Below are 14,492 nucleotides of genomic sequence, written 5' to 3' on the forward strand. Positions count from 1 at the left end.
GCGCTAACCGGTCGCGGCGCGCACGGACGCCGCCTTCGCACCATCCAGATGCAGCGACGCGGAGGGAGAATTCACGCGCGGGATCGAGGTGCGCGAGGTCTGGGCGACGGCTCGGACTGTCTGCGTGCCTCCCGGTGCAGCCGATACGGCCCGGCTCCCTGCGATCGCCGAGCATCGATCAGTGTGGAGCGGCGCCCGTCGCTGCGTCGAAAATTTCGCTCCTGTCCTTGCATATCAATCGGCGCGTGTGGGCAGGTTCGGATCTGCTGATTTGCGAGCGTCAGCGACCTCGCGCTTAAAATCGCATGCTGCTGAATTGTCGATCAAAACTGCCAGTCCACTCTGTTTTTACAGAATGAATCCATTCATCTAATATTTTCAGATTGAATTCAAATCTTTATCGATATCGAGAAATTTATCAACTCGGCAAAACTATGGGTGCCCGATTTTCGCCGAATTGCCGAAATCGAATTCACGACGGTCTTGTACTTCATCGATAGTTTTTCAGCGATGGCCTGATAGGAATTTCCGTCCTTGATCAGTGATAGGATCTGTAGCTCCCGCTCCGAAAGATTTAAGGTCGACGATCGTTCGGTGGTGGCGTTCAGCATAGCCACACGAAGGGCGATGTCGTGATCGAGGTAGCTCTTTCCGCGCCGGACTTGGTCGAAAGCCCGAAGGAACTCCGTAGCCGGCGCGTCCTTAAGGACATAGCCGGTCGCCCCGTTCTCCAGAGCACGCGCGATGATCGTCGGATCGTCGTGCATGCTGAAGGCGAGGATCCGGGTTCTGCGTTCCAGGGTCCGAATGCGCCGGATCAGGGACAGACCGGTCAAGCCCTGATCGCCGAAAGTGAGATCGGCGACGACCATTCCCGGGCGTTGCCGGTAAAAGGCCCGATAGGCCTCCACGATGCTGGTTGCCTCATGGATCGTCGTCATACCGGCATCCTCCATGAGGGTCCGGAAACCTCTCAGGATCACGGGATGGTCGTCCGCGATGAGAATGCCCGTCTCGCCGGATGTCATGGGGCGACATCCGGGGCGGTCGGCTGCGCGGCATAGCGTTCGGCGAGGCGTGCAAGAGCCTGCGCCCGGTCCAGTCCCTGTTGCCGGCTGTTGTAGTAGTGCTGGCACAGCTCGCCGTAGAGCTGCTTGCGATGCGTCGGCGATGCCGCGCCTTCGAGGCCCTCAAGGAGATCCGCGTAGCTCTCGGGCTCGCCGGCCTCGGCCAGCATCTGTCCAAGCTGTACCGTCCGGTTGGCGATCATGCGCGGATCTTCGATGAAGATCTCCTTCGCCCGGGAGAGGCTGTGGCGCAGGTGAGCGCTTCGCGCGGCGGCACTCGCCACGGGCTGGCCGGGTTCGCGCCGAGCGAGCCAAACCGCCGGCTCCATCCCGTCCGTCGGCGATAGCCACGTCGAAACCTCAGCCTCCGACTTCGTTGCCACGACGGCCGTGTCCTGCGCGGACTCGCCGCCGTCGCAGGCCCCCAGAACCAGGAGGAGAACGAGAGCCGGCTCTGTGCGGAACCTCATCGCTCGTCCTCGGTCAGGATCGCGAGGCTGCGGGGGCCGTCGGGCACGGCGATGCGGGCCGTCTCGCGCAGGCTTCGCAGGTCGATGACGGAGACGGAATCCGAGAACCAGTTGGCGACGTAGGCCTGATGCCCGGTGATGACGACGCCTTCCGGGTAGCGGCCGACTGGTACGGTCGCGCGCAGGGCCCCGTCATCCGCATCGAGAACCACGAGATGGCCGGCGCGCTGGTCGGTGACGAAGATCTGGCGACCGTCCGGACTTACGGCGACCCCGTAGGGCATGCCACCCACCGTGAAGGTCGCGACGACCCGGCGAGCGACCGTGTCGATGACGCTGACGTCGCCGCTGCGCACGTTGGCGATGTAGAGACGATCCTGGGCGGGGTTCAGCGCCAGGGCGAACGGCCCCTGACCCACCGAAATCGTGGCTGTGCGCGTCATGGTCCGGGTGTCGACAACGCTGACCTGTCGGCTCTCCCGGTCGGCGACGTAGAGTATTCCGTCCCGATCGAGGACGAGGCCGGCCGGCTCGCGGCCGACTGCCACCGTCCCCTCGACGGCGCCCGTCCTGGCGGACAGACGCATCACCCGGTGGCCTGCCCAATCCCCGACATAGAGGTGCACACCATCGGGGGAGGCCGCGATGCCGAAGGGCTGACCGGGTACGGAAAAGGTCTGCCGGATCGATCCGCCGGCTCCATCGACGACCGTGACGGTCCCCGTATCGGGGTGAGCGAGATAGAGCCGCCCTTCGGGGCCGGCCACGACCTGAGCGGGGCTGCGCCCGACTGCGAGGGGCGTGCCGGCCGCCGTCGCATCGCGTGCCAGGGCGACCAGGGTCCCGGCACCCTGGCTCGCCACGTACACGGTCCGCGCGGCGGCGGCACCGGGGCTGGGTCCGAGTGCCAGTCCGAGCCCGACGAGCAGCGCGGCCAGGACGAAGCGTCCGATCACCGGAGTGCCCGTCATGGACCGGCGTTCCCCTCGATTTTCGCCTTCAGCCCCTTGAGCCCGTCCGCGAAGTAGCGGTTCATGGCGGTGCGGCCGGCCTCGTCGCTGAGGTCCTCCGGCGGCTCGTTGCCGGTATCGCCCCGGTAGAACCGCCCGAGCCACTCGACCCTGGAGCCGTCGCCCTCCGGAGACACCGTGAGGGTCGCCGAGTAGGACGAGACCGGCAGCGCCTTCAGGTCGGGGTCGGACAGCCGGTACGAATAGGTCCGCCCGGCGGCGTTCATCTCGTCGAGCCCCTCATCCAGGGAGCCGCCCGCCTTGAGGGTGACCTTGCGCCGGCCGCCGGACCCGCTGCCGCCGCTGCCCTCGCTCCGGGCGACGTCCGGGTGCCACGCACCGATGCCGGCGAAATCGCCGACCACCTTCCAGACGGCGTCGGGCTTGGCCTTGATGACGATGCTCTGGTCGACCTTCTGCGGCGTCGGGCCGTGGGCGAGGGCCGCCCCGGAGAGGAGGGTCAGGACGAGGGCGGGAACACCGAGACGCATCGATCAAACCTTCTTCCAGGTCGGGATACCGCGGGCGCGGAGCAGGGGCGCGAGGAAGCTCGCGAGCACGAGGAGCAGCGCCGCCGCCCCGAGAGCGGGGCGCGGGTCGAAGCGACCCGGAACCGGGCGCGGCGTCGCGGCGGCGGTCAGCGCGGCGCCGAGACCGGTGGGCCCGTCGAGATGCGCGTAGGTCAGGCCGGTCTCGGCGGCGAGCGTGCGCAGGTAGGCTTCGCGCACCGAGGACAGGTGCTCGGTGCCGCTGGCCGCCGCCGCGCCGAAGGGCGCGTTGCGCGGGTTGTAGCCCTCGCGGTGCTCGGCATCGGCGGGAGGCGGGCCGAAGCGGTTCTCCTGCTGGACGTCGCCGGCCCCGTAGAAGCCGGTCTCGCGACCCCGGTCGTCGTGCCGCGGGATCGGCGACAGACCGGGAGCACCCGCCCCCACGATGAGACCCCGCACGGCACCGGGCCTGCCCTCGAAGGCCGGCCCGCCGCGGCTCGGCAGGGGCGGGGCCTCCTGCCCGTCCGAGACGAAGACGAGGTCGGTGCCGAGTTCCTCCGCCAGGGCGAGGCTGCGGAAGAGGCCGGCGGAGATCCGGCTGTCGCCCTCCCAGGCCATGCGCCAGTCGATGGCCGCCAGCGCCCCGTCGATGGGCGCGAAGCCGGAACAGGTCTCGATGGGGGCGAACAGCAGGAAGGGCCGGCGCTCGGTGAAGAGGCCGAGCGCCACCCGCGAGCCGCAGGGCAGGCCGGCGACGAGGTCGCGCAGGGCCGCCTTCGCGGTGTCGAGGCGGCTCGCCGGCACCCCGCCGGCCCCGGCGTAGTCGCGCACGTTCATGCTGCCGGTGATGTCGACGATCGCCAGGATCGCGACGCCGTCGCGGGTGAGCGCGAGCGGACGGGCGACGAGGGCCAGCGCCACCAGCCCGAGGGCCCCGGCCAGGAGCCGCAGGCGGCCGTCCGACAGGTTGCGGGCGATCAGGGCGCCCGGCGTCACGGCTCGCCTCGCGGCTGGCCGGGAATGTCGGTCCAGATCTTCTTCGGCTCGGCCTTCAGTTCGTCGCCGGACTTGCGGTCGAAATCGGGAAAATCGCGCAGGAGGCGCGAGGCGACGTCGAGGTTGAACTTGGCGTCCCAGTAATCCGGGCGGCCCTGGAGGGCCCGCCGATATTCCTGGCGCGCCAGGGTGATGCGGGGGCCCGCCGGGTCGAGGTCGCCCCGCTCCAGGTGGTCGAAGGCCTGGCGCAGATGCGCGTTGGCCAGGGCGTAGCGGGCCCGGGCGGCGCGCTCGACCGCGCCCTGCCGCTCGAGGGACTCGATCAGGGGTTCGATCGCCTCCACGGCCCCGCGCCGGGCGAGGAACTGCACGCGCGCCAGGAGGAGGGACGGGGCGGCCTCCACCGGAATCGCGATGTCCCGGCCCGTGGCCAGCGCCCGGATGGTGACGTTGTCGCGCGCGATCCGCCAGGCGCCGTAGCCACAGCCGAGGGCACCGACGACGAACAGGACCGGCAGCAGGGCGAGGAGGAGCGAACGGGCCCGCCGCCACCCGGCGCGCAAGGCGGCGCGACGCGTCCGGGGACGGGCAGCAGCGGGGCGTTGGGATGCGCGCCAGGGCAGGGTCGTGATCGTCGTCATGCGGCGAGCCTCGCGGGATCGGACGCGTCTGCCCGGGGGCGCGCGGCGGGCGCCCCGGTCCGGCGCAGGTCCGCCTCGCCGAGCTTGGCCGCGACGAGGATCACGAGTCCGGCAAGGCTGAGGGCGTAGGCGAACCCCGCCAGATCCCGGCGCGGGCGCTGCTCGGTGTAGGGGATCGGGTCGCGCTCCAGCCGATCGATCTGGGCGATGGCCTCGGCCACCGCCTCGGCGCCCTCGGCCTCGAAGGCGCGGTAGGGCACGCGCAGGCTCTTGAAGAACAGGTCGAGATGGCGCTCGGGCGCGGCCTGCGGGGTGTCCTCGCCCGCCGGCTTGTCCGAGATCGAGGGCGAGCCCTTCGTGCGCAGGAACAGCCAGTAGAGGTTCGGCCGCAGGCGGGCGAAGGCGGCGCGCAGGGTGTCCTGCACGCGCGGATCGATCACGGCCGCCCCGTCCGAGACCAGCAGGAGGGCGCGGGAGGTGGCGGGGCTCGCCGGCCCGAACTGCGACAGCCCCATGGCGAGGCCGCGCGCGATGTTGGTGTAGTCGAGCCCGGGCCGGTCGATGGCCGCGATGGCGGCCCGAACGGCATCGTGCCGGTCGGTCATCGGGACCACCAGCATGGGCGCCGTCGAGAAGGCCGTGACCGCGAACTGGTCGTGCGCCCGGCTCCCCACGAAGGCCGCGAGCAGCCGGCGCGCCGCGGCGGCCTTCGATTCCTCCACGCCGGAGGGCTGCCGCCCGGCGAAGGTCTCGTTCATGCTGCCCGAGCGGTCGATCAGGATCGAGACTTGGGCGCCGATCCCGGTCCGCGTCAGGGTCTCGCCCCGGCGGTAAGGGCCGGCCAGGGCGAGGATCAGGCCCGCGATGGCGACGATCCCGGCGGTACGCAGGATCGCGCCGATCGCCCGCGACGGACCGTCGGCCGGGGCCGCCGCGATGGCGGCCACCGGGACCCTGCGCTGGGCCGAGGTCAGGAGCGGCAGGAGGGCCAGGGGCAGAAGAAGGAGCAGGGCCGGACGGTCGGCCGAGAGCCGGGCGAGCGCGCCGATCATGCGGCACGCTCCGCGCGGGCGAGCCGACGCGCCAGGGCGGCGAGGTCAGCGACGCCGAGCGTCGCGAAGCCCGCCTCCGGGCCGGATCCGAAGAAGGTCCGGCGGGAGGCCTCGAAGAACCGGGCAAGGGACGAACCCTCGGCCGCATAGGCCGGATGGGCCTGGAGGAAGTCGCCGAGATCGTCGGCGAGCAGTCGGCGGCCGGCGGCCGCGTCGAGGGCGTGGTGGAGCGCCAGCAGCGCGTCGCGGTGGTGGGGCGTCGGGTCCGGCCGGCGCGACAGGGCGCGGATGCGGCGGGCCGCGCGGCCGAACGGGCGCCCGGCCCTCACCCGGAACGGCCACCAGGCCCGGTCCCGGGCGAGGGCCACCGAGGCCGCGAGGGCGAGGGCGGCGGAACCGGCGGCGCCCAGGAGCAGGGGTCGCGGATCGCCGGGGCCGACCTGCCCGTCGGGACGCATGTAGGCGCGCGGGTCGTCCCGGGCGGGCGGCTGGACTTCGCGCAGGGGCGAGACGTTGAACGACCAGGCCGGCACCTCGGCCTTCAAGGTGGTGGCGCCGTGATCGCTCTCGCTGACGAAGGTGACGGTGAAACCCGGGATCTCCAGGGCACGGGCGTCGAGGGCGGCGTAGAACGTCTGGTAGGTGAGGGCGAGGCGCACGCGCTGCGCGTCGCCGTCGACGGCACTCGTCGCGTCGAGGTCGCGCAGGTCGAGCCAGTAGGTCAGCGCCCCCGGCTTCGGCAGCGACGCGGCCTGGAGCCGGAAGCCCGGCTCGACCACGAGGTCGATGTCGGCGTGGACGAGGTCGCCGAGGAAGTAGCCGAACGGGCGCGGCGTGCGGACCTCGACCGACCGCACCTGGGCCCCGGCCGGGCCGGACAGGACGAGGCCGGCCAGGAACAGGGCGGGGGCGGCGAGGGAGCGGATGCGCATGGTGCGCCTCACGCGCCGAGGAAGTGGCGGCTGACCGCGTCGGGATCGAAGCGGCCGGCGAGGCGGAAGGGCGGCCGGCCATGGGCCGTCGCGAGGTGCCGCAGGGTCGCGAGCCGCTCGGCCTCGCGGGCGATCCAGCGGCGGCGCAGGGCGGGGCGCATGAGGACCAACCGGCGCCCGCCGCCTTCGAGGTCGTCGAGTTCGAGCAGCCCCCAATTCGGCAAACCCTCCGCCTCGGCGGCATCGCCGAGCAGCACCGGAACGAGGTCGTGCAGGCTCAGGGCCGCGAAGACCTCGGCGATCAGCACCTCCGGCCAGCGGAAATCGGAGAGGAGGAACACGATCTTCGGGCGCCCGGCGAGGCGGCGGGTCGCCGCCACCATGCCCCCCGCGCCCCGGCCGGAGCAGGCGGCGGCCGCGAGGCGCAGCGCGACCTCGGCGGCCCGGGTCGGGGCGCGGCTGGGCGCCAGGAATACGTCTTCCCGTACCCCCTCGTCGCAGCCGATCAACCCGAAGGCATCGCCGATCCGGGTGGCCGAGGCGGCGAGGCCGGCGCAGAAGGCGGAGGCCAGGGCCATGCGATCGGCCTCGCCGGTAAAGCGCATGGAGGCGGAGAGGTCGAGGAGGGCCCAGACCTCCACCGGGGTCCGCGCCTCGAAGCGGCGCACGAAGGTGCCCTCGAAGGGGTCGCGCAGGGTGGCGCGGACGTCGATGCGCCGGGCATCCGGCATCCTCAGGAACGGCACCTGGTCGCGGAACGTGCCGAGGCCGCCGGCCTCGCGGCCCCGGTGGGCGCCGGGGCGGGTGCCGGGCAGGCGCCCGCGCGGGCGGTAGACGATGTCGGGCTGGCTCGGGTCCATCATGGCGCCGGCACGGTTTCGAACACGGCCCGGCAGAGCTCGGGCATGATCGCGGCCCGGCGCATCTCGTAGACCGGCTCCAGGAAGACCCGGTGCGCCATGACCTCGGGGAAGACCGCTCGGATATCCTCCGGCACCATCCAGTCCCGCCCCTCCAGCCAGGCGCGGACGCGGGCGGCGCGGACCAGGAAGGCGACGCCGCGGGGGGAGGCCCCGCCCTGGACCAGGGCCTCCATGTCGAGGCCGGCCAGGCGGATGCCGGCCTCCCCCGGCCGCACCAGCGCCGCCCAGAGGCCGATCACGTAGGCCTCAATGGCGGGGCTCGCCTGGATGCCGTGCTGGATCGCGGCGGCGATGCCCGGCAGGGCGGCGTGGTCGAGGACATCGCCGTCGATCCCGGCGATCAGCGCGTCGGTGTCGTGGAAGCGCGGGTCGAAGACCAGGGCGCGGCGGGCCTCGGCGTCGCGGGGCGCCTCCAGCCCGATCTCCATGAGGAAACGGTCGCGGGCGGCGGCCGGCAGCTCGAAGGTCTCCTCGCGCTCCACGCGGTTGCGGTCGGCGAAGACCTGGAGATTGGGAAACCGGTACTCGCGGTTGAACGCCGTCAGGGTGCGCTCGGCCATCAGGCGCAGGAGCAGCGCATGGACCTGGGGCCGGGCCCGGTTGATCTCGTTGAAGAAGAAGATCGACAGGTCCTCGGATTGCCGCAGCACCGGGCCGGGCTCGACCCGGGGGCGGCCGTCCTCCGCGAGGTAGGTGTGGTAGACGAGGTCGGTGGGCATCATGTCGACGGTGCCCTCGACGCGGGCGTAGGCGCCCCCGAGGGCCCGGGCCACGGCACGCAGCAGCGTGGTCTTGCCCACACCCACATCGCCCTCGAGGAGCACGTGGCCGCGGGCGAAGAGCGCGATGGTGAGGAGCCGGATCGCGCGGGCCTGTCCGAGCACGACAGCGCCCACCGTCGCCTCGAAGCGGCCGGCCGCCTCGCGCCAATCGGTGAGCATCGCGTCGCCGGAGCGGAACTGGTTCATGAAGCCTGCCTTGGGGAACGACCGCGACCCGGGACGACGCGTCCGAAAGGGTCCCGCCGGATCGCGGCCATGGCGTCGGTCGCGTCCGGAACGGGCGACCGACGCGTCGAGGGGACGGGCGGCCCGATCAGTTCGAGGACAGCTTGGTGACGTCGTATTCGAATTTGCCGGTCTTCTTGGCGGCCTCGATGCGCTTCTTGTTGCGCTCCTCCATCGCCTTGATCGACTCGGACTGCTTGTTCAGTTCCTTCGGGTCGTGCTTGGGATCGTACTTCGTGCCCGCGATCTTCTCGGGGAAGCCGGGCTTGGGCTCCCAGCAATTGCCGGCCGCCTTGCACTTGGTGCCGTCATAGGCGAGTGCCGGGAGGGCGAGCAGCGCGCCCGCACCGATCGCCAGGGCCGTGATGAATGTCCGCATGGTCGTCTCCTTGTTCGATCGCTTGTTGGGGGATCGTTGTTGCGGCTGAGCGCCGTGGTGGCTCACGGATGGCGCCGTGACTTCCTCGAACGTCACTCCGCCAGCGGGGGACACTGGCCCTTGACGTCCTTGGGGAAGGTCTCGCCCTGCTTGTAGGGCGTGTAATTCTTCTTCTGCGCGTCGTTGAGCCAGACGGCATCCTGGACCGGCCCGGTATAGAGGTGCCGGATCCAGGCGATGACCTGGAGCATCTCGTCGGGGGTCAGGTTCTCGTTGTGCGGGCCCATCATCCCGTTGGCGCCGCCGAAGATCGTGGCGAAGAGGCCGGTGTCCTCGGTGTTGGCCGGGTAGGTCCAGTAATTGTCGTTGAGGCCCGGCCCGAGCTTGCCCTCGGCCAGGTGGCCGTGACAGCCGGAACACGAGGTGGCGAAGAGGGACTCGCCGTTGCGCAGGCAGGACTTGTCGTCGATGTAGGCGTTCTTGCCCGTCTGGAAGAACTGCTTCACCGCCGGGGTGTCGCGGCCGCCCTCCTTGCCTTCGGCCATGTTGAGTTGCTCGCCCGTGACCGTGTTGCGGAAGACGAAGCCGGTCTGGGGGCCGGCGGCGGGCTGCGCCAGGGCGGCGACGCCGCCGAGGACGGCGGCGAGGCTGAGGCAGATGGCCAGGATGCCGTGGGAATCACGCATGAATTCGACCTGATGACGCCGGACGGCTGGGCGGCCGGGTGGGGCTGGACCGGGCGCCCATCGGGGCGCCGGCGAGGGGATCGGGGCGGATCTTGGCGCAGCCGCGTCGGGCTTCGGACGAGTGCCGCGCGGGGGTGTCGAAACGTCTCCGGCGCCGATCGTGGGGGGAGACGGATCAGTTGGTGACGGGGACGAGGGGCACGCCGTCCTGCTTCAGGATCGCCTCGATCTTCGGCTTTGCCTTGACGATCGCCGCATCGAGGGCGGCCTTCAGGGCGGCATCGTCCCGCCGCACGCCCATGGACTGGTCGAAGCTCTGCGGCATCTTACGGCCGTCGCTGCGCGTGGTGTCGTCGGGCACCAGGGTCATGCGCAGCGGTTGTGACGAGTCCTTCACGTAGCGGGCGACGTCCGGGCCGAAGGCGACCGCCACGTCGGCCTTGCCGGTGGCGACCTCGCTGATCATTCGGGCCGGATCGATCTGCGTATAGGTGTTACGGGCGGCGCGGAAGTTCACCAGCGAGTAGAGGTAGGCCATGTCCTCCTCGTAGCGGCCGATATCCTTCAGCATGACCTCGCCGGGCGTGCCGAAGCCGACCACCATGTGGTCGACGGTCTTGAGGCGCGGATCGGCCCAGGACTTGACGTCGAGATCCCGGTCCGCGCGCGTGATGAACACGTAGCCGCTGCGGTAATAGGGTTTGGTCGTGAGCACGCGCTGGTCGTCGCTGTCGAGCCCAACGACGACGTCGCAGAGCTTCTTGTCCAGGCTGTCGCGCACCAGGTAGATCGCGGGCTTTTCGGACCAGACGAACTCGGCCTTGCGCCCCATGGCCTCGGCGACGGCGGAGACGATACGGTTCTCGAGCCCGCTGCCGTCCTTGAGCGAGAGCGGCGGCTGGTTCGCGGCGCAGACGCGCAGGATCTTGTCGTCGGGCGGGGATGTCGCATCTACCGGAGCGGCTTGCGCGAGCGAAACGCTGCCGAGGGCGAGGAGAGCCGCGGTGGAGAGCGCGGGCCTGCGGCGGCCGCCGACGGACGGGCCTCCTTTGATGAACGACCGTCCTTTGACAAGCGACATGGGCGCGTTTCCGTTTCTTGGGGTTCGGCGTCTTCTTGGGATTCGGGCGATCGCGGACGTTGCTTGGATCGTCCCCACCGATCCGGGACATGGCGTGTCCGGCAGATTGGGCGAAACGGATCCGACGGCTCGCGATCGGAGTGTCCCGCCGGCTCGAAGCCGGCGGGACGTTCGATCCGGACGGTCTACTTGGCCGCCGTCTGGTACTCGCCGACGTTCGGGTCGTCGTAGGGGCCCTTGCCGCCCAGCGAGAACACCATCACGCCGCCGCCCATCTGGGTGTAGTTGGCAAGCTTCTTGAACGCGCCCACCGCGCCGAGGCCGGCGGTCGGGTCCTGAAGGTCGAAGACGAGGCCGACGCCCGGCCAGCCACCGACGCCGTAATAGATGGCGACGTACTGATCACCCTTATGGGTGTAGGTGATCGGATAACCGATCGCGCCGGACGGCATCTTGAACTTCCAGAGAAGGTCCCCGTTGTCCGAGTTGCGCGCCTTGATGTAGCCGTCGAGGGTTCCGTAGAACACCAGACCGCCGGCGGTGGCCGTCGTGCCGCCCCAGACCGCGAAGCGCTCCATCTTCTCCCATTTGAAGTCGCCGGTGATAGCGTTGTAACTCTTGATCTGGCCGAGACCTTCGTAGTTCTGCCGGTCGCCCTTCGGACCGGGATACATGTTCAGCGTCGCGCCGACGAAGAACTGACCCGCGCGGTAGGGAAGCATGAAGGGCTCCCAATCCATGCAGATGTGGTTGATGCCCATGAAGAACGCCTTGCGCTCCGGGTCATAGGAATCGTGGCCCTGGTTGTGGTAGCCCATCGCGGACGGACAGATGTCCTTGCCGAGATGGTCCATCCGGGTGCCGTATTCCGGATCGCGCACCGGCTGGCCGGTCTTGAGATCCACCGACTTGAAGACGTTGACGGTGTCGTCGATCTTGTTGGCCGAGACCAGCGAGCCGTCGGTCCGGTCCAGGGTATAGACGATGCCGTTGCGGTCCGGGTGGGTCAGGAGCTTGCGGTCCTTGCCGTCCTTGTCCTTCTGGTTCGACAGCATCATCACGTTGACGCCGGCGTAATCCCACTCGTCGTGCGGGGTCTTCTGGTAGCCGAACTTCGCTTCACCCGTATCGGCGTCGCGGCCGAAGATGGTCATGGTCCACTTGTTGTCGCCGGGACGCATGGTCTCGTTCCACGGCGCCGGGTTGCCGGTGCCGAAGTAGATCAGGTTGGTGCCGGGATCGTAGGCGTACCAGCCCCAGTTCGTGCCGCCGCCGATCTTCCAGGCATCGCCCTCCCAGGTGGAGGTGCCGAGGCCCTTCTGGCCGTAATGGGCGTTGCGGATATTGAAGTCGTCGGCCAGCAGCAGGTCCTTGTCCGGGCCGGTGGCGTAGGCGCGCCAGACCTGGGCGCCGGTCTTGACGTCGTAGGCGGTGAGGTAGCCGCGCACGCCGAGCTCGGCGCCCGAAGAGCCGATGATCACCTTGTCCTTGACCACGTAGGGGGCGATCGTCAGCGTCGAGCCGACCTTGATGTCCGAGTTCTCGACCTTCCAGACCGTCTCGCCGGTCTCGGCGTTCAGCGCCATCACGTTGCCGTCGAGCAGCGTCTTGAGGATCAGCGCCGGCGTCTTGCCGTCGCCGGGCCAGTAGGCGAGACCGCGGTTCACGAGATCGCAGCACGCCACCGCACGGGCGGCCGGATTCTGCTTGGGCTTGTCCTGCCAGAGGATCTTGCCCGGATCGTCGAGGCCCAGCGCGAAGGTATTGTTGGGGAAGGAGGTGTGGATGTACATCTTGCCGCCCACCACCACCGGAGCGCCCTCATGGCCGTTGAGAAGGCCGGTGGAGAACGTCCAGGACACCTTCAGGTCCTTCACGTTGCTGGTGTTGATCTGCTTGAGCGAACTGTAATTGTCCGAGTCGTAGTTCTTGCCGGGCATCACCCAGTTCGCGTCGTCCTTCGCCATCTCGACGAGCTTGTCGTTCGCGGCGGCGATGCTTGGTAGACCCATCGGCGCCAGGGCGCCGAGCGCCATCACCGAGACCGAAGCCAGAAACCTGTTCATCCGAACGTCTCCTACCCAGATGGCCGCGTCCTTCGACCGTTCGGTCCGTCGCAGCCTTTGATTTCGCCGTTTCAGGACAAGCCTCTGTATCTGACTCAGAGACAGGTCACTTTCATAAGAGTATCTTGAGTTGTGATGCTTCTTATGAAAGTTTTATTACTGATCGGCTGGCTATTCATAAAAGCATTTGTCTTTGAGGATGTCTGCGGTCAGTTGGCATTTTTGTACCGGGATCAATCGGCAATCCGAATGCTGCAATTCGGAATTATCAAGGTTCTGATCTGGAGTTGTCCTGGGATCGACGAAGCGAATTGACAGCCGTGCACGGGTGGAACGATGTTGCTGCCCACCGGTACGCTCAGTTGAACTGAAAGAGCTTTGCAATGATCACCCGCCGTCTTATTTTGTTCTTAGGCTGCACCGTCGGCATCGTATCGGACGCGGAGGCCGCGCGGCTGACCTTGGACGATCCGGTCGCAAGCTGGTCGCGCACCCCGACCGCGGACAAGGTCGATTTCGCGGCTCGGATGGGGAAGGCGTTCTCGAGTCTGTCGCCCCAACTCGACCGGGATTACTTCGTCCGCTGCCTCGAAGAGACGGCCAATATCGGCAATCCGCGCGACACCAAGCTGGAGCAGGCCGTCAAGATCTGCGTCTCCGTCCACCAAAACGCCGACGAGTAGGCGCTTGGGCCAGGGGAGCAGCGGACCGATGCGGTCGACTCGGACGCGATTCCGAGCCGGCATCGTGCTTTGGCGTCTCGCCCTCGCCGGTGCCGGGCTCGTTGGCCTCGGCTGGAGTGGTGTGGGTCGGGCGGACGGCCCACAGCGATGGGCGGCACTCTACCCGCAGGACGCCCGGCGGGAACTGGAGGGGGCGGATTACGCGCGCTATCCCGGCGCCGGCGTGCTCTACTGCCGGGCGGACGGCATTCCCCGGAAGGCGGCCGCCGCGTGGCTGATCGGCAGCCCGCGCCTCGTGGTCCTGAACGCCCACAACTTCCGCAGCCGGCACCTCGAACCGACACGCGACATCGCCGACTGTTTCTTCCAGATCGGGGGCCGGAACTACGACTTCGCCCCAGGGACCCTGCGCCTCGGCACCGTGCCGGGGGCGATGTCGCTCCACATCACGGACGACTGGGCACTGGTCGATCTGGCGGAGCCGGCCGAGGGCGTTCGCCCTCAGCCGGTGCCAGGCTCCCCCGACCTGCCGACCGGGTCCACACCGATCCCGATCACGATGGTCTCACCCGGCGGCCATGCGAACTATCCTGGCCAGAGCAGCCTCGAGGCCTGCACGATCCACCGGATCGACCCGCCGAGCGAAGACGGGATCCGGCGCGTCCGGCACGATTGCAACAACGGCTATGGCGGCTCCGGCTCGGGACTGTTCGACGCCGAGGGCCGCCTCCTCGCCCTGCACAGCGCCTCCCTGTCCATGAACTCGCGCCGCGCCTTCGACAGCGAATACCATTACGGCTCGGCTCTGATGTTCGAGGGCGGGCTCACGGATGCCATCCGCGCGCGTCTCACCGCCGACCCGACGGTCCGCTAGAGCCGTTCCCGCTTATGTAGCGACGGCCAAGTCGGTGTCGTATCCGGCGGCGGTGAGGCAGTTGCGGCATTCGTCCGGGGTGAAGCGGGTGAAGGCGTGCCGGATGGCGTCCCAGAGGTCGGGCACGGTGCGGGCGG

At 69.2% G+C, this 14,492-nt stretch carries 16 protein-coding genes and 1 pseudogene; 2 read left to right on the plus strand and 15 right to left on the minus strand.

The features are described from left to right. Window positions 1-389: 389 nt before the first annotated feature. The 14 genes from MKK58_RS24435 to MKK58_RS24500 form a co-directional block, all read right to left on the minus strand. Window positions 390-1,028, minus strand: coding sequence for a response regulator transcription factor (locus MKK58_RS24435; RefSeq protein WP_243915563.1), 639 nt, complete (start codon window positions 1,026-1,028; stop codon window positions 390-392). Beyond that, on the minus strand, window positions 1,025-1,537 hold the full coding sequence (locus MKK58_RS24440) for a hypothetical protein (RefSeq protein WP_243915564.1): 513 nt from the start codon (window positions 1,535-1,537) through the stop codon (window positions 1,025-1,027). The genes MKK58_RS24435 and MKK58_RS24440 overlap by 4 nt, the downstream gene beginning before the upstream one ends. After that, a complete protein-coding gene (locus tag MKK58_RS24445) occupies window positions 1,534-2,508 on the minus strand; it encodes a YncE family protein (RefSeq protein WP_243915565.1) in 975 nt (324 codons plus the stop codon). Before MKK58_RS24445 ends, MKK58_RS24440 begins: the two co-directional genes overlap by 4 nt. Further along, window positions 2,505-3,038: an SRPBCC family protein gene (locus MKK58_RS24450; protein WP_243915566.1), complete on the minus strand. Its 534-nt coding sequence runs from the start codon at window positions 3,036-3,038 to the stop codon at window positions 2,505-2,507. Before MKK58_RS24450 ends, MKK58_RS24445 begins: the two co-directional genes overlap by 4 nt. Window positions 3,039-3,041: 3 nt before the next feature. Then, complete coding sequence (locus MKK58_RS24455; protein ID WP_243915567.1) at window positions 3,042-4,031, minus strand: vWA domain-containing protein; 990 nt, start codon at window positions 4,029-4,031, stop codon at window positions 3,042-3,044. After that, window positions 4,028-4,672, minus strand: coding sequence for an MxaK protein (locus MKK58_RS24460; protein ID WP_243915568.1), 645 nt, complete (start codon window positions 4,670-4,672; stop codon window positions 4,028-4,030). The genes MKK58_RS24455 and MKK58_RS24460 overlap by 4 nt, the downstream gene beginning before the upstream one ends. Next, window positions 4,669-5,724, minus strand: a complete 1,056-nt coding sequence (locus MKK58_RS24465; RefSeq protein WP_243915569.1) for a vWA domain-containing protein — start codon at window positions 5,722-5,724, stop codon at window positions 4,669-4,671. The genes MKK58_RS24460 and MKK58_RS24465 overlap by 4 nt, the downstream gene beginning before the upstream one ends. Beyond that, window positions 5,721-6,656, minus strand: a complete 936-nt coding sequence (locus MKK58_RS24470; RefSeq protein WP_243915570.1) for a nonribosomal peptide synthetase MxaA — start codon at window positions 6,654-6,656, stop codon at window positions 5,721-5,723. The genes MKK58_RS24465 and MKK58_RS24470 overlap by 4 nt, the downstream gene beginning before the upstream one ends. Before the next feature lie 8 nt (window positions 6,657-6,664). After that, window positions 6,665-7,519 (minus strand): DUF58 domain-containing protein, encoded by an 855-nt coding sequence (locus MKK58_RS24475; RefSeq protein ID WP_409565314.1) that lies wholly within the window; start codon window positions 7,517-7,519, stop codon window positions 6,665-6,667. Continuing rightward, window positions 7,516-8,547, minus strand: a complete 1,032-nt coding sequence (locus tag MKK58_RS24480) for an AAA family ATPase (RefSeq protein ID WP_243915571.1) — start codon at window positions 8,545-8,547, stop codon at window positions 7,516-7,518. The genes MKK58_RS24475 and MKK58_RS24480 overlap by 4 nt, the downstream gene beginning before the upstream one ends. A 127-nt stretch (window positions 8,548-8,674) precedes the next feature. Next, the gene (locus MKK58_RS24485; RefSeq protein ID WP_243915572.1) at window positions 8,675-8,965 is read right to left on the minus strand and encodes a methanol dehydrogenase [cytochrome c] subunit; all 291 of its coding nucleotides are present in this window, start codon (window positions 8,963-8,965) and stop codon (window positions 8,675-8,677) included. Window positions 8,966-9,057: 92 nt separating this feature from the next. Further along, window positions 9,058-9,651: a cytochrome c(L), periplasmic gene (moxG, locus tag MKK58_RS24490; RefSeq protein WP_243915573.1), complete on the minus strand. Its 594-nt coding sequence runs from the start codon at window positions 9,649-9,651 to the stop codon at window positions 9,058-9,060. A gap of 175 nt (window positions 9,652-9,826) precedes the next feature. Continuing rightward, complete coding sequence (gene moxJ, locus MKK58_RS24495; protein ID WP_243915574.1) at window positions 9,827-10,732, minus strand: methanol oxidation system protein MoxJ; 906 nt, start codon at window positions 10,730-10,732, stop codon at window positions 9,827-9,829. Between the two features lie 185 nt (window positions 10,733-10,917). Beyond that, window positions 10,918-12,798 carry a methanol/ethanol family PQQ-dependent dehydrogenase gene (locus MKK58_RS24500; protein ID WP_243915575.1) on the minus strand — a complete coding sequence of 627 codons (1,881 nt, stop codon included), beginning with the start codon at window positions 12,796-12,798 and terminating at the stop codon, window positions 10,918-10,920. A gap of 383 nt (window positions 12,799-13,181) precedes the next feature. Here MKK58_RS24500 and MKK58_RS24505 point away from each other — a divergent pair, with 383 nt between their 5' ends. Both MKK58_RS24505 and MKK58_RS24510 read left to right on the plus strand, forming a co-directional pair. After that, on the plus strand, window positions 13,182-13,481 hold the full coding sequence (locus MKK58_RS24505) for a hypothetical protein (RefSeq protein ID WP_243915576.1): 300 nt from the start codon (window positions 13,182-13,184) through the stop codon (window positions 13,479-13,481). Between the two features lie 64 nt (window positions 13,482-13,545). Further along, window positions 13,546-14,355: a trypsin-like peptidase domain-containing protein gene (locus MKK58_RS24510; protein ID WP_409565315.1), complete on the plus strand. Its 810-nt coding sequence runs from the start codon at window positions 13,546-13,548 to the stop codon at window positions 14,353-14,355. A gap of 12 nt (window positions 14,356-14,367) precedes the next feature. On the opposite strand, the pseudogene MKK58_RS24515 reads toward MKK58_RS24510, so the two are convergent. Further along, window positions 14,368-14,492, minus strand: a pseudogene (locus MKK58_RS24515) (IS630 family transposase); the annotation flags it as partial.

Origin of the sequence: Methylobacterium sp. J-078 (genome assembly GCF_022829285.1) — a bacterium.
GTDB lineage: Bacteria > Pseudomonadota > Alphaproteobacteria > Rhizobiales > Beijerinckiaceae > Methylobacterium.

Excerpts from the sequence above, each read along its gene's own strand:
- MKK58_RS24435 (WP_243915563.1), bottom strand. The coding sequence starts at position 1,028 with ATGACATCCGGCGAGACGGGCATTCTCATCGCGGACGACCATCCCGTG.
- MKK58_RS24440 (WP_243915564.1), bottom strand. The coding sequence starts at position 1,537 with ATGAGGTTCCGCACAGAGCCGGCTCTCGTTCTCCTCCTGGTTCTGGGG.
- MKK58_RS24445 (WP_243915565.1), bottom strand. The coding sequence starts at position 2,508 with ATGACGGGCACTCCGGTGATCGGACGCTTCGTCCTGGCCGCGCTGCTC.
- MKK58_RS24450 (WP_243915566.1), bottom strand. The coding sequence starts at position 3,038 with ATGCGTCTCGGTGTTCCCGCCCTCGTCCTGACCCTCCTCTCCGGGGCG.
- MKK58_RS24460 (WP_243915568.1), bottom strand. The coding sequence starts at position 4,672 with ATGACGACGATCACGACCCTGCCCTGGCGCGCATCCCAACGCCCCGCT.
- MKK58_RS24465 (WP_243915569.1), bottom strand. The coding sequence starts at position 5,724 with ATGATCGGCGCGCTCGCCCGGCTCTCGGCCGACCGTCCGGCCCTGCTC.
- MKK58_RS24470 (WP_243915570.1), bottom strand. The coding sequence starts at position 6,656 with ATGCGCATCCGCTCCCTCGCCGCCCCCGCCCTGTTCCTGGCCGGCCTC.
- MKK58_RS24475 (WP_409565314.1), bottom strand. The coding sequence starts at position 7,519 with ATGATGGACCCGAGCCAGCCCGACATCGTCTACCGCCCGCGCGGGCGC.
- MKK58_RS24480 (WP_243915571.1), bottom strand. The coding sequence starts at position 8,547 with ATGAACCAGTTCCGCTCCGGCGACGCGATGCTCACCGATTGGCGCGAG.
- MKK58_RS24485 (WP_243915572.1), bottom strand. The coding sequence starts at position 8,965 with ATGCGGACATTCATCACGGCCCTGGCGATCGGTGCGGGCGCGCTGCTC.
- moxG (WP_243915573.1), bottom strand. The coding sequence starts at position 9,651 with ATGCGTGATTCCCACGGCATCCTGGCCATCTGCCTCAGCCTCGCCGCC.
- moxJ (WP_243915574.1), bottom strand. The coding sequence starts at position 10,732 with ATGTCGCTTGTCAAAGGACGGTCGTTCATCAAAGGAGGCCCGTCCGTC.
- MKK58_RS24500 (WP_243915575.1), bottom strand. The coding sequence starts at position 12,798 with ATGAACAGGTTTCTGGCTTCGGTCTCGGTGATGGCGCTCGGCGCCCTG.
- MKK58_RS24505 (WP_243915576.1), top strand. The coding sequence starts at position 13,182 with ATGATCACCCGCCGTCTTATTTTGTTCTTAGGCTGCACCGTCGGCATC.